This window comes from Thermovirga lienii, assembly GCF_036847465.1.
GTDB lineage: Bacteria > Synergistota > Synergistia > Synergistales > Thermovirgaceae > Thermovirga > Thermovirga lienii.
In genome coordinates, this window is sequence record NZ_DAITZW010000006.1 from 20,822 (window position 1) to 45,485 (window position 24,664).

Annotated in this window: 28 protein-coding genes; 9 read left to right on the forward strand and 19 right to left on the reverse strand. The window is 48.1% G+C overall.

Annotated features, from left to right (window positions below):
* Nucleotides 1-28: 28 nt before the first annotated feature.
* The 18 genes from V7Z69_RS03565 to V7Z69_RS03650 form a co-directional block, all read right to left on the reverse strand.
* Nucleotides 29-415: a DnaJ domain-containing protein gene (locus V7Z69_RS03565; protein WP_334138563.1), complete on the reverse strand. Its 387-nt coding sequence runs from the start codon at nucleotides 413-415 to the stop codon at nucleotides 29-31.
* Nucleotides 416-435: 20 nt separating this feature from the next.
* Nucleotides 436-690 (reverse strand): hypothetical protein, encoded by a 255-nt coding sequence (locus V7Z69_RS03570; RefSeq protein WP_334138564.1) that lies wholly within the window; start codon nucleotides 688-690, stop codon nucleotides 436-438.
* Nucleotides 691-789: 99 nt separating this feature from the next.
* Nucleotides 790-1,254, reverse strand: a complete 465-nt coding sequence (locus V7Z69_RS03575; protein ID WP_334138565.1) for a hydrogenase maturation protease — start codon at nucleotides 1,252-1,254, stop codon at nucleotides 790-792.
* 15 nt (nucleotides 1,255-1,269) lie between these two features.
* Nucleotides 1,270-2,697: a Ni/Fe hydrogenase subunit alpha gene (locus V7Z69_RS03580; RefSeq protein ID WP_334138566.1), complete on the reverse strand. Its 1,428-nt coding sequence runs from the start codon at nucleotides 2,695-2,697 to the stop codon at nucleotides 1,270-1,272.
* A gap of 14 nt (nucleotides 2,698-2,711) precedes the next feature.
* Complete coding sequence (locus tag V7Z69_RS03585; RefSeq protein ID WP_014163746.1) at nucleotides 2,712-3,251, reverse strand: NADH-quinone oxidoreductase subunit B family protein; 540 nt, start codon at nucleotides 3,249-3,251, stop codon at nucleotides 2,712-2,714.
* Nucleotides 3,251-5,323, reverse strand: coding sequence for a molybdopterin-dependent oxidoreductase (locus V7Z69_RS03590; protein ID WP_014163747.1), 2,073 nt, complete (start codon nucleotides 5,321-5,323; stop codon nucleotides 3,251-3,253). The genes V7Z69_RS03585 and V7Z69_RS03590 overlap by 1 nt, the downstream gene beginning before the upstream one ends.
* 21 nt (nucleotides 5,324-5,344) lie before the next feature.
* Nucleotides 5,345-7,138 carry an NADH-quinone oxidoreductase subunit NuoF gene (nuoF, locus tag V7Z69_RS03595; protein ID WP_334138567.1) on the reverse strand — a complete coding sequence of 598 codons (1,794 nt, stop codon included), beginning with the start codon at nucleotides 7,136-7,138 and terminating at the stop codon, nucleotides 5,345-5,347.
* A gap of 13 nt (nucleotides 7,139-7,151) precedes the next feature.
* On the reverse strand, nucleotides 7,152-7,523 hold the full coding sequence (locus V7Z69_RS03600) for a (2Fe-2S) ferredoxin domain-containing protein (RefSeq protein ID WP_014163749.1): 372 nt from the start codon (nucleotides 7,521-7,523) through the stop codon (nucleotides 7,152-7,154).
* Between the two features lie 5 nt (nucleotides 7,524-7,528).
* Entirely contained in the window at nucleotides 7,529-8,086 is a 558-nt protein-coding gene (locus V7Z69_RS03605; protein WP_014163750.1) for an ATP-binding protein, read from the reverse strand.
* 4 nt (nucleotides 8,087-8,090) lie between these two features.
* Nucleotides 8,091-8,567, reverse strand: a complete 477-nt coding sequence (gene nuoE, locus V7Z69_RS03610) for an NADH-quinone oxidoreductase subunit NuoE (protein WP_014163751.1) — start codon at nucleotides 8,565-8,567, stop codon at nucleotides 8,091-8,093.
* 381 nt (nucleotides 8,568-8,948) lie between these two features.
* Nucleotides 8,949-9,593 carry a molybdenum cofactor guanylyltransferase gene (gene mobA, locus V7Z69_RS03615; protein WP_334138568.1) on the reverse strand — a complete coding sequence of 215 codons (645 nt, stop codon included), beginning with the start codon at nucleotides 9,591-9,593 and terminating at the stop codon, nucleotides 8,949-8,951.
* 2 nt (nucleotides 9,594-9,595) lie between these two features.
* A complete protein-coding gene (locus V7Z69_RS03620; RefSeq protein WP_014163753.1) occupies nucleotides 9,596-10,420 on the reverse strand; it encodes a formate/nitrite transporter family protein in 825 nt (274 codons plus the stop codon).
* A 105-nt stretch (nucleotides 10,421-10,525) separates the two neighbouring features.
* A complete protein-coding gene (locus tag V7Z69_RS03625; RefSeq protein WP_041445807.1) occupies nucleotides 10,526-11,275 on the reverse strand; it encodes a PHP domain-containing protein in 750 nt (249 codons plus the stop codon).
* 13 nt (nucleotides 11,276-11,288) lie between these two features.
* A complete protein-coding gene (locus V7Z69_RS03630; protein ID WP_014163755.1) occupies nucleotides 11,289-11,627 on the reverse strand; it encodes a hypothetical protein in 339 nt (112 codons plus the stop codon).
* Nucleotides 11,605-12,939 (reverse strand): [Fe-Fe] hydrogenase large subunit C-terminal domain-containing protein, encoded by a 1,335-nt coding sequence (locus V7Z69_RS03635; RefSeq protein WP_334138570.1) that lies wholly within the window; start codon nucleotides 12,937-12,939, stop codon nucleotides 11,605-11,607. Before V7Z69_RS03635 ends, V7Z69_RS03630 begins: the two co-directional genes overlap by 23 nt.
* A 2-nt stretch (nucleotides 12,940-12,941) precedes the next feature.
* Nucleotides 12,942-13,388, reverse strand: a complete 447-nt coding sequence (locus V7Z69_RS03640) for an ATP-binding protein (protein ID WP_014163757.1) — start codon at nucleotides 13,386-13,388, stop codon at nucleotides 12,942-12,944.
* Nucleotides 13,385-13,750, reverse strand: a complete 366-nt coding sequence (locus tag V7Z69_RS03645; RefSeq protein WP_334138571.1) for a DRTGG domain-containing protein — start codon at nucleotides 13,748-13,750, stop codon at nucleotides 13,385-13,387. Before V7Z69_RS03645 ends, V7Z69_RS03640 begins: the two co-directional genes overlap by 4 nt.
* A 140-nt stretch (nucleotides 13,751-13,890) precedes the next feature.
* Entirely contained in the window at nucleotides 13,891-14,322 is a 432-nt protein-coding gene (locus V7Z69_RS03650) for an Hsp20/alpha crystallin family protein (protein WP_334138572.1), read from the reverse strand.
* A gap of 283 nt (nucleotides 14,323-14,605) precedes the next feature.
* Here V7Z69_RS03650 and V7Z69_RS03655 point away from each other — a divergent pair, with 283 nt between their 5' ends.
* From V7Z69_RS03655 to V7Z69_RS03665, 3 genes are all read left to right on the forward strand, one after another.
* Nucleotides 14,606-14,971, forward strand: a complete 366-nt coding sequence (locus V7Z69_RS03655) for a cupin domain-containing protein (protein ID WP_014163760.1) — start codon at nucleotides 14,606-14,608, stop codon at nucleotides 14,969-14,971.
* A 66-nt stretch (nucleotides 14,972-15,037) separates the two neighbouring features.
* Nucleotides 15,038-15,706 (forward strand): polysaccharide deacetylase family protein, encoded by a 669-nt coding sequence (locus tag V7Z69_RS03660; protein WP_169311621.1) that lies wholly within the window; start codon nucleotides 15,038-15,040, stop codon nucleotides 15,704-15,706.
* Between the two features lie 46 nt (nucleotides 15,707-15,752).
* Nucleotides 15,753-16,655 (forward strand): patatin-like phospholipase family protein, encoded by a 903-nt coding sequence (locus V7Z69_RS03665; RefSeq protein WP_334138573.1) that lies wholly within the window; start codon nucleotides 15,753-15,755, stop codon nucleotides 16,653-16,655.
* On the opposite strand, the gene V7Z69_RS03670 is transcribed toward V7Z69_RS03665, so the two are convergent.
* Nucleotides 16,652-17,578 (reverse strand): ADP-ribosylglycohydrolase family protein, encoded by a 927-nt coding sequence (locus tag V7Z69_RS03670; RefSeq protein ID WP_334138574.1) that lies wholly within the window; start codon nucleotides 17,576-17,578, stop codon nucleotides 16,652-16,654. The two genes, V7Z69_RS03665 and V7Z69_RS03670, sit on opposite strands and share 4 nt — an antisense overlap.
* A 135-nt stretch (nucleotides 17,579-17,713) precedes the next feature.
* On the opposite strand from V7Z69_RS03670, the gene hcp reads away from it, so the two are divergent.
* From hcp to V7Z69_RS03700, 6 genes are all read left to right on the forward strand, one after another.
* Nucleotides 17,714-19,360, forward strand: a complete 1,647-nt coding sequence (gene hcp, locus V7Z69_RS03675) for a hydroxylamine reductase (RefSeq protein WP_334138576.1) — start codon at nucleotides 17,714-17,716, stop codon at nucleotides 19,358-19,360.
* Between the two features lie 75 nt (nucleotides 19,361-19,435).
* Nucleotides 19,436-19,861 carry an RrF2 family transcriptional regulator gene (locus V7Z69_RS03680; RefSeq protein WP_334138578.1) on the forward strand — a complete coding sequence of 142 codons (426 nt, stop codon included), beginning with the start codon at nucleotides 19,436-19,438 and terminating at the stop codon, nucleotides 19,859-19,861.
* Between the two features lie 380 nt (nucleotides 19,862-20,241).
* Nucleotides 20,242-21,507, forward strand: coding sequence for a TolC family protein (locus tag V7Z69_RS03685; RefSeq protein ID WP_334138580.1), 1,266 nt, complete (start codon nucleotides 20,242-20,244; stop codon nucleotides 21,505-21,507).
* The gene (locus V7Z69_RS03690) at nucleotides 21,504-22,688 is read left to right on the forward strand and encodes an efflux RND transporter periplasmic adaptor subunit (protein ID WP_014163767.1); all 1,185 of its coding nucleotides are present in this window, start codon (nucleotides 21,504-21,506) and stop codon (nucleotides 22,686-22,688) included. Before V7Z69_RS03685 ends, V7Z69_RS03690 begins: the two co-directional genes overlap by 4 nt.
* Nucleotides 22,685-23,389 (forward strand): ABC transporter ATP-binding protein, encoded by a 705-nt coding sequence (locus tag V7Z69_RS03695; RefSeq protein WP_014163768.1) that lies wholly within the window; start codon nucleotides 22,685-22,687, stop codon nucleotides 23,387-23,389. The genes V7Z69_RS03690 and V7Z69_RS03695 overlap by 4 nt, the downstream gene beginning before the upstream one ends.
* On the forward strand, nucleotides 23,373-24,602 hold the full coding sequence (locus V7Z69_RS03700) for an ABC transporter permease (protein WP_334138584.1): 1,230 nt from the start codon (nucleotides 23,373-23,375) through the stop codon (nucleotides 24,600-24,602). Before V7Z69_RS03695 ends, V7Z69_RS03700 begins: the two co-directional genes overlap by 17 nt.
* The last annotated feature ends 62 nt before the right edge of the window (nucleotides 24,603-24,664 follow it).

Genomic DNA, 24,664 nt, shown 5'->3' on the forward strand with positions numbered 1-24,664 from the left:
TTGCCACCTACCTCTCAACAAATCTCCATCAAAAACGCCTTTCTTTCCTTATCTCCTCATATGCGGCCTGAATATCTTGGAACTTCTTCGTGGCTAGCTCAATAAATTCTTCGTCAAAATCCTGACCTATGAACCTATCGGGATGATATTTGGCCACAAGCTCCTTGTAACGCTTCTTTATTGTCTCTACGTCCGCACTTCTGGAAAGTCCCATAACTTGGTAAGGATCTCTAAAAGAGTGCCTACTGCCTGTGGAGCTATTTCCTCCATTTTCGTGACCTTCATTCCAAGCTCTTCGGTAGGCTCCTCCGGTATTGACCCGTGCCTGCCTCAATATGGCAGCCAGTACCTTGAAGCCAAAAAACAACAATAAAATGGGAAAGGCCAACCTCAAAAGCCTTAAAACAAACAGCATCCCTTACCCTCCAGGCACTACTACTCTTTTTGGAGCTCCCTTATCTCCTTGCGAAGTTTCTCGATCTGCTCCGTGGTATCCTTTATATCCTTTTTGATCTTCTGCAGCCATTCTTTTCTCTTAGTTTGGTCGATCTCACCAGCTTTTTCCCCACTCTCAAGGAGGGAAAGCTTCTTTTCCTGTATTTTTAGCCAATCCATTAACTTCTTCTCTCTATCGATCAGTTCCTTGATTCTTTCTGCATCTTCATCGTCTCTTACAAACGCTCTGCTCATGGCTTCCCCCTCCTCTCCCGGAATTTTATCATCTAAAAACACATTGTGTGGTAGCTTTTACTGCATTTATTCCCATTGAAATTATAGGATATCCAATTATTACAGACCGCAGGAAAGATTGTTCCAAAAGGTTCGGAAGGCCCTTGCAGCTTTTTTTATCCTAGCCTTGCATTCTGGGGTAATTCGGTGGGAAAAATCAAAGGATTCCCCTGTAACGGATATCAACCATCCCTCGGGGGCCTGGCCGACCAACTGTTCAGCCAAGGAGAGCACATTAGCTGGGCCAAAAGTGTGCATGTTCAGCCCCTCAGCTTTCATGTCCTTAGGGATTACCTTCTCGAAAAGGAACCCTTCGGGATAGGACTTCAAAGATGCATCACAAAAAAACAACATCTGGTACCCTTGAGCCTCTAGAAGCACCTCAGGGACCAATTGATGTCCTCTCCACAACCTTACTTCCGCTCCACTGCTTTTGATGATGCGGGCCACAAGCCCTGCAAGCAAGTGGCCCGCTCCATCATCCTGCCTGGAGACGTTTCCGTATCCCAGGACGAAAACCTTCATGTTCTTACCCTCAGGTTAACCCTTGTAAACCTTGCGGAGAACATCTCCATTATCATCCACTATTGAAAGCTCCAAAGGCATCTTGCCCACCGCATGAGTGGAGCAAGAGAGACAAGGATCATAACACCTGATCAAGTGCTCCATCCTGTTCATTACACCCTCTGGAACGTTGTCTCCCTTTATGTGTGCCTTTGCAATGGCCTCTACTCCCTTGTTCATTGCAAAATTGTTGTGTCCTGTGGCTACTATTAGGTTGACATCTGTTATGGCTCCGCTCTCGTCCACCTTGTAGTGATGGATCAACGTTCCTCTGGGAGCCTCTATGACGCCAATACCTTCAGGGTAGAGCTCATTGGACGTTATCCTTAGGTCGCTTCCGGTTATATCCGGATCTTGCAGCAGTTCCTCAATGCGCTCTACGCCGTAAAGCGCCTCGATCAGCCTGGCGTAGTGATAGTAGAGGACATCGTGAACCATGCCTTCTTCTCCAGCCTGCCTATAGAGGCTAAGCTCTTCAGAGGCCTCAGGAGTTGAGATGTCATCGCACACGTTGAGCCTACCTAGAGGACCTACCCTGTAGCTTCCGTTGGGGTACCCCAATGGACGGTAGAAGGGGAACTTAAGGTAGCTCCACGGCTCCACGTGTTCTCCGATGTATTCTGCGTACGCCCAATCGGGAAATTCATCGATTATTCTTCCTCTTGCTCCCTTGAGCCTTATATCTCCATCGTAAAGTTCAAGGAATCCATCGGCAACCAGTCCCATGTAGGAGGTTTTCAAGGGCGCAAAATTGGATACCTCTTCCTTGTGTTCCTCAAGGTAACCCTTGACCAAGCTCAAGGCATCCTTCACGTATCCTTTCATAACAGGGATCTCTTTGAGGTAGAAGTCCCTTTCGCTCTCCTTTAGGCTCCTGTTGACTCCACCTGGAATGCTGTGCCAGGGATGAACCTTCTTACCTCCCAAGGTCTTTATTATCTCCTGGCCAAACTTCCTGAGCATAATGCCTTTAGTGGCTATCTCAGGAAACTTCGCTGCCACGCCTGCCACGTTCCTGATGGCTGGGTCTGCATCGAAACCAAAGAGAAGATCGGGACTTGAAAGATGGAAGAAACTCAGCGCATGGGACTGCACAAACTGCCCCATGTGAAGTAGTTCCCTCAGCTTGTGAGCCGTCGGAGTAATCTGCACACCCAAAATTGCATCGCAAGCCTTCGCTGAAGCCAAGTGATGGCTGACCGGGCATATGCCGCATATCCTAGGAGTAATCTCTGGCATCTCCCTGAAATCTCGCCCCTTAGTAAAGGCTTCGAAGCCTCGGAACTGTGTTACATGAAACCGGGCCGTTGTGACGTTTCCATTCTCATCAAGATGTACCGTAATCTTTCCGTGCCCTTCTATCCTCGTAATGGGATTAACTTCTATTTTACGAACCGTACCCATTTTAACAGCCCCCTTTAGTCATACCGCATCATGTCTGCGGGCACTTTAGGAATCCTACCCTCAAGCAACTCCTGGAAAACCCACAGTATGGTATCCGCATCGGGCGGGCATCCTGGGACATAAACGTCCACCTTTACCACTTGGTCAATAGGAATGGCCTTGGGCAGCAGTTCAGGAATGTCCTCTCCCGGGATCACTCCTTTGGGATTAACGGTGCTGACCGTATCTATGTACGCTTTTTCAAGGACTTCCTTAGTGGGCATGAAGTTACGCATGGTGTTGATGCCTCCAAAGACAGCGCAGTCTCCCCATGCCACCAATATATCACACTGTTCCCGCATCTTTTTTGCCAAGTGGACTTCCTCGTCGTTTCCCAGAGCTCCGGAGATGACACCCACATCTACTTTAGGTATCTCCTTGGAATCCACTACAGGAGAATACATTATATCTACCTTCTCCAACAAACTCACGATTCTCTCGTCGACATCGAGAAAGGACATGTGGCAGCCCGCACAGGCCTCCAACCAAACGGTAGCAAGCTTAGCCTTGGCCATTACAAAGACACCTCCTCCAGCTCAACTATTTGAGCATTCTGGGGAGCTTTCTCACTCCCGAAAAGTTGCTCACAGGGAACAGCCTTAGGGCTGCCCAACTCCACACCAAGGGCAGATGCAAATTCCTGGATGACCGAAGCCAGGCCTCGTACCTCACCCTTGGGAGGAACCACTACATTCAATCTTCTTCTCTCACCCTCGATGGTGCAGAAGTGACCGCTTCTTTCGTACCATGCAGGCGCAGGAAGGAGCACGTCGGCCATATTCACTAGGGGATGGACCAAGTAAGGCGTCTGCACCACCACGAACTTAGTCCTGGATATTGCCGCTAGGGAATCTTCGTCCTCTGGGATCATTCCCGTAGAGAACACGTACATGAAGTCCAGATCTTCCTTGCCCAACCAAGCTTCATCGGCCAAAACGGTATTGACCGTACCCAAGCTGTTGCTGCTGACGACCAGAGGAACCACGCCTATGCCGTCCTCAAAGAAAGCCTTGGATGCTATGGCAAGGTTTACCGCCGCCTGGACCACCAAGGGATTCTTTGAAACGTTGCTTCCAAGAACAAATACTGGCTTTTCAGCCTTCGAGAGCTTGAGGACCAGCTGTTCTACCTCATCTACGTCCATGTCCACCAAGGACGCAGTCTGCTGGACGTATTTCCTGTAATCATTCAATGCCTCAGTCCCTTTGCCAAGGTCCTCTTCGGACATCCTCAAAGCGATTATTGCCTTGGTAAGGGAGTCAAGCAAGGCCGGATCCCCACATTCTGAGAGCAGCCTTATATCTACATCGGTGATACCTTCGAAGGGGTTATCCCAGCTGGAGACGTTGATTAGGGAGGCTTCGTTCTTTAGAACTCCTACCCTCATGTAGCTTGCAACCACCGGTGCCTCCTCGTCGGGATTGGCACATAGATTGACTATACAGTCGCTTTCCAGGATGTTATGAGCTGCAGTGAATGGTCTCACTCCCTGTTTCCTGAAGGGCTCAAACCCTTTCATGAAACCTCTCAATATATCACCGTCAAAAGTGTCCAGTCTCTTCATTCCAAGGGAATCCCTGAAGAGAGCACTGAATACAGAAAGCTCCTCGTCAGTGCATATGCTTGAGACCAAGGCTCCTGCCTTGTCAGCTTCGTGAGCCGCCTTGAAGTTTTCTGCCACCAGAGAGAGAGCTTCCTCCCAAGTTGCCTCTCTGTAGTGGACGCCTTCCCTTATCATGGGAACGTGGATCCGGTCTCTTTCAGTGGACCTGGGCAGCTCCAATCTTCCCTTGTAACAAAGCTGGCCACCGTCGGGTTGGTCAGTTGTAGTGCCCTCTACACGAACTACGCTACCAGTTCTCACGTATGCCTTTATCTTGCAACCTACTCCGCACAAGGGACATACGCTTTCTACTATGTCATCGCAGTCGCTACGCCGCCCCCTGTAAGCAAATTCCCTTATGGTAATGGTTCCGGTGGGGCAGACCTGGGCACAGGCCCCGCAGCTAACACAGGTATCGCTCTCTCCCAGTTTTTTACCCAAATCGGAAATAACCTTGGCGTTCCAACCCCTGTCCTTCAAGTCAAGGGTGTGAGCACCTACTTTTTCTGCACAAACTCTTATACAGCGCAGGCAGAGAATGCAGCGGTTGTGGTCCACCTGGTACTCGGGGTGGGTAGCGTCATTTTCAAAATCCGAGTAGAGGAAGGGGTACCTAACATGATCCATACCGTGCTCTATGGCCAAACGCTGGAGTTCACAGTCTCCGCTCTGGGAACAGTACATGCAGAAGTGGTTTCTGCCCGCAAAGAGGAGTTCCAAAACCTGCCTCCTATAGTTGTGCAGGGTCTCGGTCTTGGTGTGCACCACCATGCCGTCTTGAGCAGGAGTGGTGCAAGCGGTAAGGAGCTTGGGATTCTTCTCAACCTCGACAACACACATTCTGCACGATCCTATGGGAGTCAAGCCCTCAAGGAAACAAAGGGTTGGTATGTCTATGCCATTTTTCCTTGCAACCCCAAGGATGGTATCTCCATGGGTGCCTTTGCAAACCTTTCCATCTATGGTTAAGGTAATCTCTTTCATAATTTCTTCCTCCCCGCTGCCTCAGTCTTTATATACCGCATTGAACGGGCAAACCTCTAAACAAGAACCACACTTTATGCAGCGCTCCTGATCGATCTCGTAGGGCGTCTGGCGATCGCCGGAAATGCAGTTGACAGGACAGTTCTTGGCGCAAAGGCCACACCTTCTGCACTTCTCGCTCTCTATGTTGTAGGTTATGAGAGCCGTGCAAACCTTGGCCGGACACTTCTTGTCCTTTATGTGCGCTTCGTATTCATGACGGAAGTACTTAAGGGTGGTAAGTACTGGGTTGGGCGCCGTCTGCCCTAGGCCGCAGAGGGACATCCTTCTTACCATGTGGGCGAGTTCCTCAAGAGTATTGAGGTCTTCCATGGTGCCTTCCCCATTGGTGATCTTTTCCAATAGAAGGAGCATCTGCTTGGTACCCTCTCTACAAGGAACGCATTTACCGCAGGACTCCCTCTGGGTAAATTCCAGGAAGAACTTGGCAACATCCACCATACAAGTATCTTCGTCCATTACCACAAGACCACCTGATCCCATTATGGCTCCCGCGCCAGTCAGAGATTCGTAATCCACTGGAAGGTCTAGATGGTCCTTGGTCAAGCATCCTCCGGAGGGTCCACCTATCTGGACCGCCTTGAACTCTTTGTCGCCGAGAATTCCTCCGCCGAGTTCGAAGACGATCTCTCTTATGGTTATACCCATGGGAACCTCTATCAGACCAGTGTTCTTGACTTTACCTGTGAGGGCGAACACCTTGGTTCCCTTGGAGCTCTCGGTACCTATGGAGCTGTACCAATCAGCACCGTTCAATATTATCTGGGGTACGTTTGCCCATGTCTCAACGTTGTTTATGTTGGTAGGCTTGCCCCACAATCCTGCCTGGGCAGGGAATGGCGGCCTTGGGCGAGGCATCCCGCGCTTACCTTCAATGGACGCCATAAGGGCCGTCTCCTCTCCGCAAACGAAAGCCCCCGCCCCTTCCTTGATGTGAAGATGGAAGGAAAAGCCAGTGTTCATAATGTTGTCCCCAAGCAGTCCATACTCTTCCGCCTGCTTTATGGCATTCTTTAGCCTCTTTATGGCAAGAGGATATTCAGCTCGGCAGTAGATATATCCTTCATCGGCGCCGATGGCGTATGCACCAAGAAGCATACCCTCTATGACAGCGTGAGGGTCCCCTTCCAACACTGAACGATCCATGAAGGCCCCTGGGTCTCCCTCGTCAGCGTTACAGATTATGTACTTTTTGTCTCCTGCAGCCTTCCTAGCAAACTCCCACTTAAGCCCAGTGGGGAATCCAGCGCCACCTCTCCCTCGCAAACCTGAACGCTTCACCTCTTCCAGAACCTCTTCAGGGGTCATCTGCGTCAAGGCCTTGGCCAAAGCCTGGTAGCCGTCCCTTGCAATGTACTCCTCAATGTGGTCTGGATTTATGTAACCGCAGTTTTTGAGAACTATTCTGTGTTGCTTGCTGTAGAAAGGTATATCTTTGTAATGAGGAACCTTGGTCATATCCGTGGGAACAGTGTAAAGGAGCCTCTCCACTATCCTTCCCTTGTAGAGGTGCTCTTCAACTATCTCCGGAACGTCCTCTGCGGTTACCCTACAGTAGAAAGCACCCTCAGGATAGATAACCACGATGGGTCCCATCTCGCACATCCCGTGACACCCGGTCTCCACCAGCATTATCTCGCTATCAAGTTTGCGCTTTGCCAGTTCCTCCTTGAAAGCGCTGAAGACAGAAGGGGCGCCACTTGCGGTACATCCCGTTCCCTTACAAACCAATACGTGAGCACGATACATGGACATCTCTCTTGCCCCCCTATTCCGTTCTTCCTACGACTTTTTCTTCCACGACGCTGCCGTTGACCACGTGCTCTGCGATTATTTTGGGCACGTCCTTGACCTCTACGTTGCCGTAAGTAATGCGAGGCTCACCTGGCCTTATAACGTCCAACAACGGCTCCTTCTGACACATCCCTATGCACCCTGTGGTCTCCACTACCACGTCCTTGAGGCCTCTTTTGTCCAATTCCTCCAGGACGGCTGTCATGATGTCCCTAGCACCTGCCGCTATTCCGCAGGTTCCCATACCGATTATGATCTTGACCTTCCCACCGCTTCTTGCAGCTGTAAGGTCCCTGGCCTGTTCCTTTATCTTCCTCAAATCTTCCAAGCTGGTAATTTTAGGCAATTCGATCACTTCCTCCCCGTATGGAGTTTTTCTATCTGTTCATTCAAATATTTTTTAAGCCACATAGCCACCTCGGGCAGCACAAAGAAGTTCCTGTCCTCAAGAACCTCCAGGAGCTGGTGGGTACTCAATTCCAGCGTCCTTCCATTCACCACGTACCTGAAAACCAAGTCCCTGTCGGGCCAACCAACCACCAGCGCAACCAAAGTCGATGCAAGGTCCCCTGTAGGAGGGCAGTCTATATGGCTTTTCCTAAACGAGGCCTCTACTTTGGTTCCCTTCCCCTTTGTCGAGTCTATCCGTAGGAAGCCCTCACTCGCTTCCGCTGCCTGCTTAAGGAAGGGAATCCCGAGCCCTACCCTTCTCTCCTGTCTGGTGGTGCAAAAGGGATCAGCCACCATCTTTAACAGCTCTTCGTCCATTCCTGGACCGTTATCTTCAACGATTAGGCTGACTAGGTCCTTCTTATCGTCAACACTCAGCTCGATCTTGACCTCGGTCGCTCCGGCCTTAAGTGAGTTCTCCGCTATATCCAAGACGTATTGGGAAAGGTCCTGCAGCATCGGGCTATTCGTACTTGTTCAATATAGATTGCACCTTATCGGGCGTTAGCCTTCCGTGAGTGTCATCGTCGATCATGATGACAGGAGCTAGCCCACAGGCGCCTATACAGGCCACTGGTTCCAAAGTGAAGCGCAAATCCTCGGTAGTGTCGTTCTCATTGACCCCAAGAATCTGTTTGATTTTCTCCATTATCTTCAAGCTGCCCCTTACGTGACAAGCCGTTCCCCGGCATACCCTTATTACGTGCCTTCCTCTGGGTTTCAAATGGAACTGCGCGTAAAAGGTAGCAACACCGTAAATATCTGCCTTAGGAATCTTTAGCTCCTTTGATACGGTAACCAAAGCTTCTTCCGGCAGATAGCCGAACTCCTGCTGGATCGCCTGGAGTATGGGAATAAGGCCACCATGCTTGCCCTTCCAAGGCGCCACTATCTCCTTGGTCTTTTCCGCTATCTCCGCCGCCTTCACTACCACTATCACCACCACCTACTTTCAATTTTTTTCAATGCACATCGCCACTACTTCGCTATAGTGAGCACAATCACAAATATTGACAAAAAACAACACCTCTAGCTCTTATAACATCGAAAAAGACATGCCGCAATAGAGTCGGGGGGTATTTAATTAGAATATTCACTCCCAGCGATCCCCATTGAGAGGTCTTCCTGCATCTACGTTTTAATTTTAAAACTCTGCTTCAGCTGCAAGTCTCACCTTCAATAGGCTCTTTTCTCCCATTACGGTCAAAATGGTTTCATGTGGTCTCATAAGCTTCACCGTTTAGGTCATTTTTTCGCCTAGCAAGTTCAGCTGTGCTGCTTTTTCAATGCGCTTAAGACTGTTTCACAGGTGATGCCATTGCTAATCACCGGTTGAACTACGCAAATCTAGAAATCTTGATAGATCTTCCTTAGTATTTATGCCCATGAAGGAAATTTCATAGTCTTTTAGTTGGGCAAGTTTTTCTTCCTCCACCACGGAAACCCTTGCATCACCATAAAAACTTTTCAATGAAAGAGCTCCTTTGGCCATGGCCCTTTCCACAGCAGGCAGACATGAAGGCGAATAAAAGGCATGAAGGGGTTCCAAAAAACCTCGGAGCCTTGCACAGACCACATCTGATCCTTCTTTGCAGAATTGCCATAGGAGAGTTACAACTTCCTCTTTAATATAGGGCATGTCACACCCCATTACAAAAGCCCAAGGAGTTCCCTGGGCCCGCAAAGCACATCGGAGCCCCTCCAAGGGGCCCCGACCTTCAAAATCGTCTTCCACAAATTTAACATGCCTGCAAGAATTTGGCTTTTTCAGTATCCTCTCAGCAATGGTGGTTTGTCCCACCCCCACAGATACAATGACCTCCTTAAACAAAGGGGACAACCTGCTGATAATCTTCTCAATCATAAAAGAACCATCTACTGCCAAAAGGAGCTTCCCAACCCCTATTCTCCGGCCTTTCCCTCCGGCCAATATTACCAAAGAGGCGGGCAGTACTCCTTTATGCATCTTTAGTTTTCCTTTAGCTTGTCTTTGAATACTACAAAATACAGGATTGCGACGAAAAAGACTCCTCCAATCACATTGCCAATGGTTACAGGGATCAGATTGTGGAAAAAGCCTTCCCATCCCACGTAGGCTAGTTTCCCCTCAGGAATATTGGCCAAACCTGCCACTTTTTCGCTACCTTTGAGCAACATGCCCAAGAACATGAAGTACATATTTGCGATACTGTGCTCAAAGCCCGAAGCCACGAAGGCCATTATGGGGAAAAATATGGCAAATATCTTGCCCACTACGTCCGTCGCAGCCATGCTCATCCAAACCGCAAGAACCACAAGCCAGTTGCATAGGATCCCCCTTACTAGGGCTTCCTTGAAGGTGAGGCTCATCTTGCCTGCAGCTATTTTCAGAGCATGGGCTCCTACCGGCCCTGCAGCAAGGCCGCTATGAAAAACCAAAAAAGCGACCAAAACGGAGCCCAAAAAGTTGGCCAAATATACCCAAAGCCAGTTTCGAAGCACCTGGCCTGTAGTAACACACCCAGACAAGATTCCCATGGGCATCATGCAGTTACCAGTAAAAAGCTCACCACCTGCTATAACCACCAGCATAAGGCCGACAGAGAACACGGCTCCACCCAAAAATTTGGTAAACCCAACACCTGCAAAGCCAACCAAATCATGGGTTACTACCGTATACAAAAAACCGGCAAACCCAATGTACGCTCCGGCAAAGATCCCAAGTATAAGCATTTGGACCACAGACCACCTGCTTTTAGATACGGCGACGCTGCAAGCCCCTTGAGCAAGCTCTGAAGGCGTCTTGAAGCTCATATGATTTTCCCCCTTTTTTGCTTAATCATCTCTTTGGCGCGCCTTTTTTTCGTCACAAACTGAAAGGATGGTACCGTAACATAAAAATTAAATCAAGCAACAGGATCAAAAGTACGGCCATAGGACTTTTCTGCCACTTGCACCTCTAAACGCCATGACTATTTCCTCAAGGGTGGGCGATTCAAGTAAAACTGGGGTAGCATGTTCCTTTTTCAGATCAGAAAGCCTGTGGGCATCTGAAGATCTGATCACCGGTCGGCCTTTTACTTTTCTCTTCCAATCTAAAGCTTCTGCTTTGGTCAAATATTTGGATACCTCTACTGCATCTACTTCCAGGTCGTCCGGCAAGAAGCCCAAAACGGACATGTATGAAAAGGCCTCTCTGTCGATATGGGCCAAGACGCACACTCCCCCAAGGGTTTTGGCTTTGTGGATTATTTCATCCGCGGTTTTTGTAATCCCCTGAAGAAGAAACTTGGACTCCTGACCTTTTATCCTGTTTCTTTCGTCTATAATCAGCTGCATTCCAAACTTTTCTGGTATATTGTCAACGGGTGGCAAATGATCCCATACCCAAGCTTCAAACTCTGCTGTTTCTTTCCATTCTTCAAAGTAACAGAGCACATGGACGTCCTCGACAGATTGCACCTCAAGGCCAAATATCACCTCAACGCCCGTTCCAGATGCGGCCTTCTTCACCGCTAGGGAGTTCTTTGCGGCATTATGGTCCGTTATAGCTATGATGTTAATTCCTTCCTTTATGCACCTGTCAACTATGTCCGGTGCTCCCATATCAAGCTCCGCACAAGGAGAAAGGACCGTATGTACATGAAGGTCCATATAATAAACTTTCATCGTTCCATGACTTTTATTCGTTTCTTATTCCCATGGCATACAGCTTTCCGCATATAGTGAAGGAGTCCATGTCCGTAGAGGCCAGTGCTATATTCTCGCTTTTGCATTTTTCCAAAAGCTCGGGCGTAGGTTCTTTGCCGGAAGCCAGTATAACAAGAGGAATTTCCTTGAGTACCGCTACTGCGGCGACGTTGAGATGGTTCTGAATAGTAACCCATAAGCAACCGGACGGCGCGCTACCCATAACGAAACTCAAAAGATCACCAACGGCTGCACCTTTTACCTCCTTGTCCTCTTGGAGCTCAACGTGAACCTTAAGACCTAGGTTTTTACATATCTCGCTTATCTTCATTTTTCTCCTCCGGAGTCATGGTATGAACAAGCTTTCTAGACAAAACATTTATCTCTTCAGAAAGTTCCGCGATCCTTTCTCTTACTCGGAAAACACAATCCTCCAACGAACCTTCCCCTTTGACTATATCTTCGGCCATGACCCTGCAGGTGGGTCTTCCACAGGTTCCACAATCCAGATGGGGAAGCTCAGCATAAACAGAGTGGAGCTCTTCCAGCTTCTCCATGGCCTTGGCCAACCCCTTGCCTAAAGGAGTCTGCTCCACTGGCGCTATGATCTCCTGGAGCCTCCATATATCGGCCTCGTAGAGCTCTTCAAGAAGCTCTATTTCTTCCTTTGCTGGTTCTGGAGGGTTCAACATTTTGAGCTTCTGAAAAGCTATGAAACGAGACTCCACGTTAGCAATTCCACCTATACAGCCGAAATTGCACGCCCTGGCCTCAACGAAATCGACACCCTTCAACCTTCCCAATTCAAGCTCTTGAAGCAAGTCTATTACGTTCCGCATTCCTGATACAGTAAGGGAGCGAACTGGCTTTTGGGCAAACTTTTCGATACAAGCCGATTCTCCTCCTAGGGACGCCCAAGTGACCCAACGAGAGGCAAGCCCATCCGGTGGGTTACCCATATGAGCCACGTTTCGGCTTCCAACCAATATCTCCCTTGCCATACGGGTAACGGAAATCACATAATCAGCGGAACTGGTATCCCTACCCACCGGGTCCTCCACCATGGCTATGCGGGCAGGACAAGGAGCCACAAGTGCAGCAGGCACATTGTGCTTCATGTGTCTTGCCCTCCAAAGGTCAATACTAACTTCCAAGGGGTTTTCCACAGGAGAAAGGTGGGGTATAAGCTCTTGAAACTTTATCTGAATCAGCCTAACTACAGCGGGGCAGTAAGTGGATATCACAGGACCCGTCTTCTCCGAATTGTTATCTAGATGCCTTGCCTCCGCCAAAGCCGTAAGGTCGTAAGCCAAGGCACATTCGTTGAATATGGGGTCGAAGCCCATATTTCTCAGCACCTGGGCTAAAACATCGGGATAAGGTCCCCACGGGAACTGAAAACATAGTGCAGGATCAGCCACTACAGCCAGAGATCGTTTATTGGCCAGAAAATCCCAATCTCCTTCTTTCAAGGAGAGAGCCCTATGTCTACAACTCCTAAGACACTCCCCGCATCCTATACATCGCTCCTCCATTATGCGCACCTTGCCATTTATAACCCTCATCGCCTCGGTTGGGCAGGTCTTTATGCAGTTCACACACCCCTTACAGGCTTCTTTGCTTATTCTTATCCCATGGGACATCTTTATTCCTCCTGTTTGCCTTCGAGAAAAATATAGGCCTTAAGCGTCGTTCCCCTTCCTACTTCCGTATCTATCTCCAGTTTGTCAGAGTACTTCTTTATGTTGGGGAGTCCCATACCTGCACCGAATCCCATCTCTCTAACGAAATCCGGAGCCGTCGAATAACCTTCTTGCATGGCCATCTCAAGGTCCTCTATCCCTGGCCCCTGGTCCTCTGCAACTATTATGATAGCATCGTCCTCAAGTCTCAAGCTCATTATTCCTCCACCACCGTGAATTACGGTGTTCATCTCCGCCTCATAGGTGACTATGGAAGCCCTTCTGCATATGTCCGTAGGAATGCCCAGAGATTTCAAGAGTTCCTTGAACTCCGAAGCGGTCTCCCCTGCTGCCAAAAAGTCCAAGGGTTTAACCTCCCTTTGGACTATAAGTGGTTCTCCTGTGCTCATCTCTCGCCCCTCTTTGGACATTTACAAGGTCTTATACCCGCAGAATACAACATTCCACAGGTTTCGAACATGGTCTTGTCCGTCAGTATGATGGGAAGGCCCATCTTGTCCGCTAGCTCTATAGTCTCTTTAGCCGGTTTTTTGCCCCGTACAAAAACCACCCCAGGCATATCCAACATGCTGGCGGTCCTGACTATTTGTATGTTGGTAAGACCGGTAATCAAAAGGGAACCTGGGCTAGCAAGGGCTAACACGTCGCTCATCAGGTCAGACGCAAAGGCACATTCTATATTAGCGGAAAGATCCTCACATCTACCAACTTTCTCCGCTTCCAAAATCTTTAGTACTTCATTCAAAACCATCAAAAGGCCCCCCCACAAATAATTAGTGATTATGTTAACTATATCATGTTTTTATCTTTATGTTGACTCCTGTGAATGGCATAAAAAAGAGGGGGGCTTTCGAAAGCCCCCCTCTTTTTTATGCTGCGTTGTTAGGCATATCATTCTTTCTCGATGGGTATTACCCTGCCTTCCACGGCCTCGCTCTTTGGAAGCCTTATAGTTATGACTCCATTCTTGAAGGAAGCCTTAGCTTTGGACGGATCCACTTCGTAAGGCAAGTTGATGCTGTAGTTCATCGCTTGAGACCTTCGCTTGATGTAGTAAGTCCTTCCTTCTTCCTTCTCCTCTTTCCGCTCAACCTTGGACTGGACCACAACCCTGTCGGCAAAGGTCTTTATCTCCACATCTGAAGGCTCAAAGCCCGGTGCGTCGACTTTGAGTACTAGCTCGCTACCTTCCTCGTACATCTCAACAGGAGCATATCTGCTCGTCATAGGCCTCAGCGCCTCAGAGAAACCACGGAAGAATTCATCCATTTCATCAAAAATGCTTCTCGTTCCATTCCAGGGCATCATGTACCTTCCAGTCATCTTATCCACCCCCTCTAAGATTTATGAAGTTTTTTCATTATTTCCTCTTGTTTGCGCTTCAAAGTTTATAGGTATGGTCAACAATAGTCAAACAATAAAGGTCAGTAAAAGTCAGTAATACATGGACTTAACGCAATTTATTTTGAATTTTAGACCATTTCCTTTACATATTTTTTCTTATCTGCTCTTTTCATATGCACCCTAAATGCCAAATAAGACTGCCACAATCCAAGTTGTAGTATTATAAACAAGCAAAATCCCACAACCCAGGAGGAGTAAAACCATGGAGTGCAAAGAAAAGGCCTTTGCTGGTTCCATCGATTCTTTGGAAAGCGTACCTGCGGACGGCGTTTGTGGCGTGGACAAGAAGATCGTCTTTGGCCCCAAGAGATTTTGGAACGATTACGTAATGAGGTACTTCACCTTGGATGAGGCCATGCAGACACCGCTGCACGCCCACGAGTGGCCCCACTACGTGGTGATCCTGTCAGGAAAGGTGGAATTCGTGCTGAAAGATCAGTCATACATCCTGGAGGGATTATCCTGGGCATATGTACCTCCGGGAGAAACCCACTGTTTCAAAAACATAGGAGACGACACGCTGAGCTTTCTCTGCACGGTCCCATTGGAGGGTGACCCTGAAGCCTAAAACGAACAAAAACTCATGAGCCCGCCCCTTTGCTTATGTAAGAAGCTTATTACCTTAGTGATTGTAATGGCTCTGCTAATAGCAGAGCCATCGTGTCCTGCTTTGGCTCTTAACCCCATATCCCACGGACCCAATCTGGCAAAAACTGTAGCGCTGACGTTCGATGACGGACCTCACCCCTGGCACACCCCCCAACTACTTGACATGTTGGAAACCTTTCAAGTAAGGGCCACTTTCTTCGTCGTTGGGATAAAATGTGCGGAAAATCCCCTTCTCCTCAAAGAGATTGCAGAAAGAGGCCACACCATCGCCAACCACTCATGGAGCCACCCAAACCTTGTGGAACTCGAGGACGAAAAGATCGAAGAACAGATACGGCTCTGCAATCAAGCCATAGAAGGAATAACCGGTAGAAGTTGCCATTTTTTCCGCCCCCCTGGTGGCAATTGGGACAGCCGCACTCTCAAAATAGCAGAAAAGATGGGATTAAGGACCGTTCTTTGGACCATAAACAGCTATGACACCGGAGACAAAAGCCTAACCGCTGTGGAGGAGGCCCAAATGGTGACACGAAAAACGACACCTGGTGCGATAATCCTCCTGCACGACGGTGGGAACTTCACTTTAGAGGCCTTACCCCACATAATAACCACACTAACAAGGAAGGGGTACTCTTTCGTTACCTTGGAAGAAATGTTTCAGGATCCACCAAAGCCCATAAACCTTAACTTTTAAATCCATTGATGTATAATGCAAGTGATGCAAAGGAGGGGGGAATATCATGCCCCTAGTAGGCTTGGCACTTGGCGGAGGAGGAGCAAGAGGATTAGTCCACCTCGGAGTCATAAAGGTATTGGAGGAAGAAGGCATTCCAATCGATCTGATCTGCGGCACCTCTATGGGAGCCATAATAGGCGCCATCTACGCGCAGCGAGGTAACATATCTGAGACAATACAGGTGGTAAAAGACTACCTTGCCTCTGAAAGGCACAAGGACCTTGAGCTACCCTTAATAAGCGAAGAAGAGCAGGAAGACTCCACTCCTCTAAGCAGGCTGGCAAGGACGCTAGCAAAGCGAGTATATGCCATATCTTTGGGTGCCAAGAGGTCTTTCTTCAAATCCCACGTCCTGGAGGAAGCCATCAACTTCTTGATCAAAGAGGGTAGGATAGAAGATACCCAGATTCCTTTCGCCGCGGTAGCAACGGACTTAAATTCCGGCAAAACCTTGATATTCTCCAAAGGAGATATCCGGCAAGGGGTAAAACGGAGCTCTCTGGTGCCAGGATTTTTGCCTCCGGAAAAAGAAAAAGACCTGTTAATAACCGACGGTGGGGTCACTCAACTAATACCTGTCGAAAGCACCCAAAAACTAGGTGCCGAAATGGTAATAGCGGTCTCAGCCAACCCATCAAAACTTCCCCCCCTGAAGGACCCAGCCATGATGGACATCATAGAACGATGCCAGCTGATAATGGGCCTTGAGGTTTCCAGGCTCCAAGCAGAGAAGGCTGACGTGCTGATAAATCCTCCCCTTCCCTACGTCCCGTGGTCAAATTTCACGGAGTGTGACAGATTCATAAAAGCAGGAATAGACTCGGCAAAAGAGCAACTGCCACAGATAAAGAAGGTCCTGAAACTTAAAAGAAGTTGGTTTTTCCGCCTGGTCTCCCGTTTCAACTAAAGATCGCCCTCAATCAGCTTTTGCGCCAACTCCAGGATATCAACAGGCCAGTACTCTAGCGGCCTCGGCTTAATAACTCCCTTTCGTCCAACTTCAAGGCGCATATCAAGAATGGATTTTACCCAATCCCTAGGCACCCCTTGAATTCCGTAGACCGCTCCCAAAAGGGCACCGCAAACGGCCGCGTTGGTGTCTGCGTCCCCTCCCTTTTTTGCGGTATTTACCACTCCCTCTTCCAAACTTTCAGCGTGAACTAGCTGCCAAAGGGCGTTGTGCAGAGCTATCAAAACCCAACCCTGATGGGTGTAATAATCCTTGGGAGGCTCTTGGGCCCCTTTACTTACGACCTCCAACAACAAAGGCTCTTTTAGCCTCTCTTTAGCCCATCGAGAGATCTGTTCATATAATGCGCTGGCACTTGGGCCGGTTCTTACGGCAAAAGCCAAGGCCATGGCAAAAAGTTCATTGGCCTCCAGGCACACGGGATTCGGATGGGTTATTGAAGCATCCTCTCTGGCCCACGATGCCACAAGATCCAACTGGAACTTTGCTCCGAATATCCCCAAAGGTGCAACGCGCATGAGGGCCCCATTGGCCTGACTTTCAGGGATGAAGTGTCCCCTCAGGGCTGAGGCTATGGTCATGCCGCAATCAATGGGGTCTGAATTCAACCATCTTATGTAAGCAGCCTTGACATATTCCCTGTCGTAGTAACCTTTCTGAACTAGAGTCCTGGCAAGAGCCAAAGCCATCTCCGTGTCATCAGTAGGCTGACCTGCAAGGTCCTTCAGCTTACCAAGAAACAGAGCCTCTGCCTCCTCCTCTTGTTTGAACTCGGCAATGCTTCCAATCACATCCCCCGCCACAAGCCCCACGAGGCAACCTTGGGCACGGCTTAAAGCCTCTCCATTGCAATTATCCATTTTTCACACCTGCCTTTCAAAGTATGATCACCCTAACAAGATAATATCACCAAGAACCTTCAGAACAAGAAAGCTCTTGAAGTATTTAAGTATTGTGGTACCATATATATAAATACCCTAAGGGAGGAATGTTCCATGTTTTGTTATCAATGTGAGCAGACTGCAAAAGGAGCAGGATGCACCGTAGCAGGAGTTTGCGGCAAAAGTCCCGCGGTTTCAGACATGCAGGACCTTTTAGTCCACATCACCAAGGGAATTTCCATGTATGCCCACCGAGCAAGAGAGTTTGGAGTAAAAGACAAAGAAATAGACACCTTCGTGGTTGAGGCACTCTTCTCTACAATAACTAACGTAAATTTCGACGAAGACAGGATGGAGGGGTTGATCAAAAAGGCCGTAGAGCTGAGAGAAAAAGCCAAAAGGCTCTATGAAGAATCCTGCAAAAAGGCCGGCACCTCCCCCGAAGAGTTATCCGGACCAGCAACCTTCGATCCAGGAACTACGAAAACAGAGATGATCTCCAAGGGAGAGGAAGTAACTCCAGCAAAGGGAGCAGAAAAGCGCGGAGAAGTAATACAGGGAATGCATGACCTTGTTCTTTTCGGCCTGAAAGGAAGCGCAGCCTACGCTGACCATGCTCGAATCTTGGGACAAGAAGATGACGAGGTGTACGGATTTTTCCACGACTTCTTGAATTTCCTTTCCAAGGATTCCTTCGAGCTGGACGAGTTAGTCTCCAGGACGTTGGAGGCAGGGAAATGGAACATAAGGGTAATGGAGCTTTTGGACAAGGCAAACACTGGAGGATACGGCGATCCTGTACCCACCAAGGTCCGTATAACCCCCGTAAAGGGCAAGGCCATACTGGTATCTGGCCACGACCTTAAGGACCTGGAGCTGCTCCTCAAACAAACGGAAGGAAAAGGAATAAACATATACACCCACGGTGAGATGTTACCGTGCCATGGTTACCCCGAACTCAAAAAGTACCCCCACCTAGTAGGTAACTACGGAGGAGCTTGGCAGGATCAGCAGAAGGAATTCGACGAGTTCCCCGGAGCCATACTCATGACGACCAACTGCATTCAGAAACCAAAAGAATCTTACAAACACCGAATCTTCACAACGGGCCTGGTGGCTTGGCCTGGTGTGCGCCACATAGGTCCGGACAAGGACTTTACTCCCGTGATAGAAGCGGCCTTGGCCGAAGAAGGCTTCAAAGAAGATGCCCCAGAAAAAACTATCATGGTTGGTTTTGCCCGTAACGCCGTTCTTTCCGTTGCTCCTCAGGTCATAGAGAAAGTAAAAGAGGGGAAGATCAGGCATTTCTTCCTGATAGGAGGCTGCGATGGAGCAAAGAGTGGGCGCAACTACTACACTGATCTGGCTCTTAAGGTACCCAAAGACTGCGTTATCCTCACCTTGGCCTGCGGCAAGTATCGCTTCAACAAATTAGATTTTGGAGACATAGACGGAATACCTCGCTTGCTCGACGTTGGGCAGTGCAATGACGCTTTCTCTGCCGTCAAAATAGCTCAAGCCCTAGCAGAGGCATTCGAAACGGACATAAACAGCCTGCCTCTTTCCCTGATCCTCTCCTGGTACGAACAAAAGGCTGTGTGCATCCTTCTTTCTCTGCTTTACTTGGGCATCAGGAACATGCGCCTTGGGCCATCCCTTCCTGCGTTCGTGAAACCACCAGTGCTGGAATTTTTGCAGAAGGAATTCAATCTAATGCCTATAACCACCCCAGAGGAAGACCTCAAGTCCATACTGGGGTAAAATATCAATGCGGGGCCGGAAAGCCGCCAAAGGTTTTCCGGCCCGAAATACGAACAGAAAAGGTAGGATTAGACTATGAAGAAAATAATACAAATATCCGAAGCAGTATCTTTAGCTCTCCACGGAATGGGAATCCTTGCATCGTCGGAGACAGGCAGAGTAACGGTGAAGGAAATAGCTGAAATAACCCAAACTTCTGAGGCTCATCTTTCCAAGGTCTTCCAAAGACTAGCAAAAGGAGGGCTCGTCCTCTCCATTAGGGGACCCAAAGGAGGGTTTGAACTAGCGAAACCCCCTGAAGAAATAACCCTGCTGGACATATACAAGGCCATAGAAGGCGAGCTTACGACAGAAACCTGCTTCCTTCAAAGTGGAACACCCTGTCCCTTTGGAAGGTGTATTTTCGGAAACCTCGTTGAAGACCTGACGAGACAATTCCTGGAACACCTAGAGAAGACGACCCTTCGTGACATTAAAAGCAACTTAAGCTATAAACAATAAATAAGAGCAGGTAATCATCAGTACTTTCCCCTAAATACATAGACCACATGCGTGGCCCATCAAGAAAAACGAAGGATGTGCCGCTCTAAAGACCACTACAGCAATCGGTGTATTGGTTGTTGCACCATGCAAAGGAAATGGTTAAGACAGCAAGCATATCCGGCTCTAAAATTAAATATAAACGAAACACATTAACGGTTACAAAAAAACAATCCTCTTTCTCTTGACAGCATCACACCAAGGTCCAGTCTTCCAAGAGCTTGTAGGTTACAAACCTTCAATAATCTTTACGTTTCTTAACAACTCCTAAACCCTTCTTTTACTTGTTTTGCTCTAGACTTCTTTTCAGCAACAACATTCCTCAAAAGGAGTGAACACACTTGAAGAGAAACCTAGCTTTCATGGCCCTCTTGATCGTTCTAGTGATGATACCTTCCGCAGCGAAGGCAAAGGAAGCCTTGACCTTGGAAAGGTGCATCGCCATAGCTTTAGCTAATCATCCCGAGTTGGCTGAGTACAACGCCCAAGTAAAAGCCAAAGAAGGCGCGGCGGAACAGAATGCAGCTCAATTGCGGCCTACGCTTTCCATCGCCTCAAACATCGCCGAAGAAAAGAACAATGATTACTCCTCGGTGAACATATCTGTAAATCAACTTCTTTGGGACGGCAATCAGTCCCAAAAGGCCATAGAAGCTTCAATGGCTCAAAAGTATGCTGTCTCTTGCCAACTCGAAAGGAAAAGGCAGGAGATCGTTTACTTGGTCAAACAGGCCTTTTTTGAAACCTTAAAGGCTAAAAAAGCTCTCGATGTGGCAAATATTAGCATGGCATATTACGAAAAAAATCTAAAACAGGCTAAATCCTATCATGAAGCGGGATTAGCAGCCAAATCCGATGTCACATCTGCCCAGGTAGACCTAAGCCAAGCGAAGATGGAGCTAATAGAAGCTCAAAGTAACTTTAAAAAGGCGATGGCAAACCTACAAAACGTCCTTGGAATCCAATCACCTCTCAGCGAAATGGAAATAAAAGATTCAGTCCAAGGGAAAGAACTCTCTTCTCTATTGATCTCCAATGAGACCAAAACAATCACACAAGTCATAGAAAACAGACCGGACATAGTTGCCCAAAAGCACTACATTGAGGCAGCAAAACACAATCTAGATCTTCAGGCTCGATCCAACAACATTTCCCTCTCTGCTTATGCCGATTATGGCTTGGACCTTTCTGGAGAAGACCAAGAAGACTACAGTCTAGGAGTAGAACTTTCTGCGACCCTCTGGGACGGAGGGACTCTATCAGGAAAAATCAAAGAGGCAAGGGGGGAACTAGAGTCCGCAATAGCTTCCTACAGAAGTCAGGTAAATTCAGCCTTACTGGAGATAAAAACTTCCTTGTTGGAGCTCGAGGAAGAAAGGCACAACGTGGAGCTTACCAGCCTATTGGTAGAACAGGCCAAGGAAAACCTGGATTTGGCCTTGGGAAGGTACAAAGCCGAAGTTGGAAGTTCGTTGGAAGTAAGCAAGGCCTTGAAAGATTACCATGAGGCCCTAAAGGAACACAATGAGGCCATATATAACCTTCGCATAGCTGAAGCGCAGTTGGAATACGCAGCAGGGTTGTGGAAAGGAGCAAATTCAAAATGAAAAAAAAGCTATTTTTTTGTGGAACTTTTATAGTGATTGCAACGATCACGTTGGTTTTTGGGAGTTTTATCAAGGCATCTGACAAAAAAGAAACCTCCTACATTACAGCCACTGTAACCCGAGGCGACATAATCCAAAGGGTATCCGCAACCGGCACACTGCAAGCTATTAATACGGTCGAGGTCGGAAGTCAAATATCGGGCACCATAGAGAAAATCTTTGTAGACTACAACTCCACCGTCAAGGCAGGACAAGTTCTTGCGCAAATAGATCCTTCAACCTTGGAGGCCGCAGTTTTGGAAGCTCAGGCTACACTTGATTCAGCTGTGGCTGCGCTGACTGAGGCCGAAGCGAAGGATGCTTTGGCCAGAAAAAATTACGAGCGAAAAAAGAAACTCCTGGAGCAAGATTTTATCGCACAGAGTGACGTCGACGAGACATATGCAGAATGGCAAAGTGCAAAGGCTGCAGTAGCATCAGCCAAAGCGAGCATAAAAGGGGCAAAAGCCGCCCTTGAAAAAGCAAAGAGGAACTTAACCTATGCAACTATAAAATCCCCGGTCAGCGGAGTGGTAATAGATAAGGCAGTAAGTGAAGGCCAAACCGTGGCTGCAAGTCTTGAAGCCCCTACCCTTTTCACTATAGCAGAAGACTTGACTAACATGCAGGTTGAGGTAACCGTGGATGAGGCGGACATAGGTCAAGTAAAGGAAGGACAGATTGCGAAGTTCTTCGTGGACTCCTTCCCTGAGGAGACATACTTCGGGAAAGTCCGTCAGATTCGTCTATCTCCAACAGAAGAAGAAAACGTGGTGACCTATACCGTGATAGTAGATGTACAAAACCCACAACTCAAACTGCTGCCAGGAATGACAGCTAATGTGACCATAGAAATAGCATCCGCAAAGAACGTACTTAAGGTCCCTTCTGCCGCCTTAACTTTTTCCCCTCAAGACTCACAAAACAACACAACTTTGAGCACCTACACAATCGAACCTAGTCACGTGATATGGGTGCTTGATGAAGGAAAGCCTAAACCCATCAAAGTAAATGTGGGCTTAAGCGACGGCAATTTCACGGAGATAACGGGAGACGTGGAAGAAGGACAAATAGTCATACTGAGCTCTTCTGCAACTTCAACAACGTCTAACAAAAGAACACCTATGAGGTTTTTCCCATGAAAAAAAACATCATAGCGCTTCACAAAATAACTAAGATTTATCGTATGGGTGAATTTAAAGTACACGCATTAAAAGGAATAGACCTAAAGGTCGCAGAGGGTGAATTCATCGCCGTGATGGGTCCCTCAGGATCTGGAAAATCTACCTTGATGAGTATCTTGGGATGTTTGGACGTGCCGACTTCCGGAGAATACGTGCTCGATGGGAAGGAAGTCAGTAAATTGAGCAAGGATCAGCTGGCGTGCGTTCGAAACGCCAAAATAGGCTTTGTGTTCCAGAACTTTAACTTGCTTCCGCAGATGTCTGCCATAGAAAACGTGGAGCTTCCCATGATGTATAAAGGAATCAAAAAACCATTACGTACTAAAATCGCAAGAGATTGCCTCGCCATGGTGGGGTTACACGGCAGAGAGCACCACAAGCCCACTCAATTGTCGGGAGGGCAAAGGCAGCGTGTAGCAATAGCAAGGGCCTTGGCCAATAATCCGTCGATCATACTGGCAGACGAACCTACGGGCAATCTGGACAGCGCAGTCAGTCACGAAATAATGGAGCTTTTTTCCAGGCTCAACGACGAGGCCAAAGTAACCATAATATTAGTAACCCACGAGCATGACATCGCTTCCTTCGCCAAAAGAACCATAACGTTAAGAGATGGAATCATTCTATCGGGGGAGACTGAAAATGATACATCCATTTGAAATAATGAGAGCTTCCATACGATCCATAGGAGCAAATAAATTAAGAACATCCCTGACCGGACTTGGAATCATGATAGGAGTTGCCGCCGTAATAATAATGGTTTCCCTGGGCTATGGAGCCAGTAAGAGGGTAAGTGACACCTTTTCCAACATGGGCACCAACCTATTGGTCGTATTCCCGGGTTCTGCGCGAAGCGGCGGAGTCCGCCTAGGTTCCTCGACCAAACCAACCTTAACTTTGAGCGATTGGAAGGCCATCTTGGAGAATTGCACATCGATAGAGGACGCTGCACCCGAGGTCAGGGGCTCCGCCCAGGTAGTTTTTGGAAACTCCAACTGGAACACGACAATCAGTGGGACAACGAACTCCATTTTGAATATAAGAAATTGGCACCTTTCTGAAGGTAGAACTTTCACCGATTCGGAGTTGAGAAGTAGCGCAAAGGTCTGCATAATAGGCGAAACGGTAGCAAAGGAGCTATTCGGAACATTGAACCCCATAGGCAGAACCATCAGGATAAATAAGATCCCCGTGCTCGTAATCGGTCTGCTGGAACCTAAGGGAAGCACCGGAATGGGCCAAGACCAGGACGACATCATATTTGTACCCATAACCACAGCTCAAAAAAGGCTCTTTCCATCCCCCTTTCCGCAAAACGTGGACGCCATACTTGTAAAAGCTAAAGGAGCAGAATTTATTGACTCAGCAGAGCATGAGGTAGAACAACTACTAATAAAAAGACATAAGATCAAAGACCCTTCCCAAAAGGATTTCAATATTCGCAACCTGCAGGAATTCATGGATGCCGCCGAGGAATCTACAAAGACCATGTCTTTATTGCTGGCTTCAGTGGCTTCGGTATCTCTGATGGTTGGAGGTATAGGCATAATGAACATAATGCTCGTTACCGTTACCGAAAGAACTAGAGAGATCGGAATAAGAATGGCCATAGGGGCCCGAACCTCGGACATCTTGGCTCAATTTCTACTGGAGGCCATCTTCGTCTCCTTGATCGGAGGAACCTTGGGGATTATTACGGGCTGCCTAGGGTCCATAGTGGTGTCCCACTTCACATCCTGGCCTGCCGTTTTATCGATAAAATCCATCTTCCTGGCATTAAGCTTCTCTGTTTCTGTAGGGGTTTTGTTCGGCTTTTTCCCCGCTTGGAAGGCCTCGTCCCTAAACCCTATAGATGCTCTAAGACACGAATGAACACCCTATTTAAGTCCCACGTTGACGCCATCCCCTTCCGGTGGTATTATCTTTTCGCAATC

Bases quoted from the DNA above. Each gene is read 5' to 3' on its own strand.
- V7Z69_RS03565 (WP_334138563.1), bottom strand. From the start codon at position 415: ATGCTGTTTGTTTTAAGGCTTTTGAGGTTGGCCTTTCCCATTTTATTG.
- V7Z69_RS03570 (WP_334138564.1), bottom strand. From the start codon at position 690: ATGAGCAGAGCGTTTGTAAGAGACGATGAAGATGCAGAAAGAATCAAG.
- V7Z69_RS03575 (WP_334138565.1), bottom strand. From the start codon at position 1,254: ATGAAGGTTTTCGTCCTGGGATACGGAAACGTCTCCAGGCAGGATGAT.
- V7Z69_RS03580 (WP_334138566.1), bottom strand. From the start codon at position 2,697: ATGGGTACGGTTCGTAAAATAGAAGTTAATCCCATTACGAGGATAGAA.
- V7Z69_RS03585 (WP_014163746.1), bottom strand. From the start codon at position 3,251: ATGGCCAAGGCTAAGCTTGCTACCGTTTGGTTGGAGGCCTGTGCGGGC.
- V7Z69_RS03590 (WP_014163747.1), bottom strand. From the start codon at position 5,323: ATGAAAGAGATTACCTTAACCATAGATGGAAAGGTTTGCAAAGGCACC.
- nuoF (WP_334138567.1), bottom strand. From the start codon at position 7,138: ATGTCCATGTATCGTGCTCACGTATTGGTTTGTAAGGGAACGGGATGT.
- V7Z69_RS03605 (WP_014163750.1), bottom strand. From the start codon at position 8,086: ATGCTGCAGGACCTTTCCCAATACGTCTTGGATATAGCGGAGAACTCA.
- mobA (WP_334138568.1), bottom strand. From the start codon at position 9,593: ATGCATAAAGGAGTACTGCCCGCCTCTTTGGTAATATTGGCCGGAGGG.
- V7Z69_RS03620 (WP_014163753.1), bottom strand. From the start codon at position 10,420: ATGAGCTTCAAGACGCCTTCAGAGCTTGCTCAAGGGGCTTGCAGCGTC.
- V7Z69_RS03625 (WP_041445807.1), bottom strand. From the start codon at position 11,275: ATGAAAGTTTATTATATGGACCTTCATGTACATACGGTCCTTTCTCCT.
- V7Z69_RS03630 (WP_014163755.1), bottom strand. From the start codon at position 11,627: ATGAAGATAAGCGAGATATGTAAAAACCTAGGTCTTAAGGTTCACGTT.
- V7Z69_RS03635 (WP_334138570.1), bottom strand. From the start codon at position 12,939: ATGTCCCATGGGATAAGAATAAGCAAAGAAGCCTGTAAGGGGTGTGTG.
- V7Z69_RS03640 (WP_014163757.1), bottom strand. From the start codon at position 13,388: ATGAGCACAGGAGAACCACTTATAGTCCAAAGGGAGGTTAAACCCTTG.
- V7Z69_RS03645 (WP_334138571.1), bottom strand. From the start codon at position 13,750: ATGGTTTTGAATGAAGTACTAAAGATTTTGGAAGCGGAGAAAGTTGGT.
- V7Z69_RS03650 (WP_334138572.1), bottom strand. From the start codon at position 14,322: ATGACTGGAAGGTACATGATGCCCTGGAATGGAACGAGAAGCATTTTT.
- V7Z69_RS03655 (WP_014163760.1), top strand. From the start codon at position 14,606: ATGGAGTGCAAAGAAAAGGCCTTTGCTGGTTCCATCGATTCTTTGGAA.
- V7Z69_RS03660 (WP_169311621.1), top strand. From the start codon at position 15,038: ATGGCTCTGCTAATAGCAGAGCCATCGTGTCCTGCTTTGGCTCTTAAC.
- V7Z69_RS03665 (WP_334138573.1), top strand. From the start codon at position 15,753: ATGCCCCTAGTAGGCTTGGCACTTGGCGGAGGAGGAGCAAGAGGATTA.
- V7Z69_RS03670 (WP_334138574.1), bottom strand. From the start codon at position 17,578: ATGGATAATTGCAATGGAGAGGCTTTAAGCCGTGCCCAAGGTTGCCTC.
- hcp (WP_334138576.1), top strand. From the start codon at position 17,714: ATGTTTTGTTATCAATGTGAGCAGACTGCAAAAGGAGCAGGATGCACC.
- V7Z69_RS03680 (WP_334138578.1), top strand. From the start codon at position 19,436: ATGAAGAAAATAATACAAATATCCGAAGCAGTATCTTTAGCTCTCCAC.
- V7Z69_RS03690 (WP_014163767.1), top strand. From the start codon at position 21,504: ATGAAAAAAAAGCTATTTTTTTGTGGAACTTTTATAGTGATTGCAACG.
- V7Z69_RS03695 (WP_014163768.1), top strand. From the start codon at position 22,685: ATGAAAAAAAACATCATAGCGCTTCACAAAATAACTAAGATTTATCGT.
- V7Z69_RS03700 (WP_334138584.1), top strand. From the start codon at position 23,373: ATGATACATCCATTTGAAATAATGAGAGCTTCCATACGATCCATAGGA.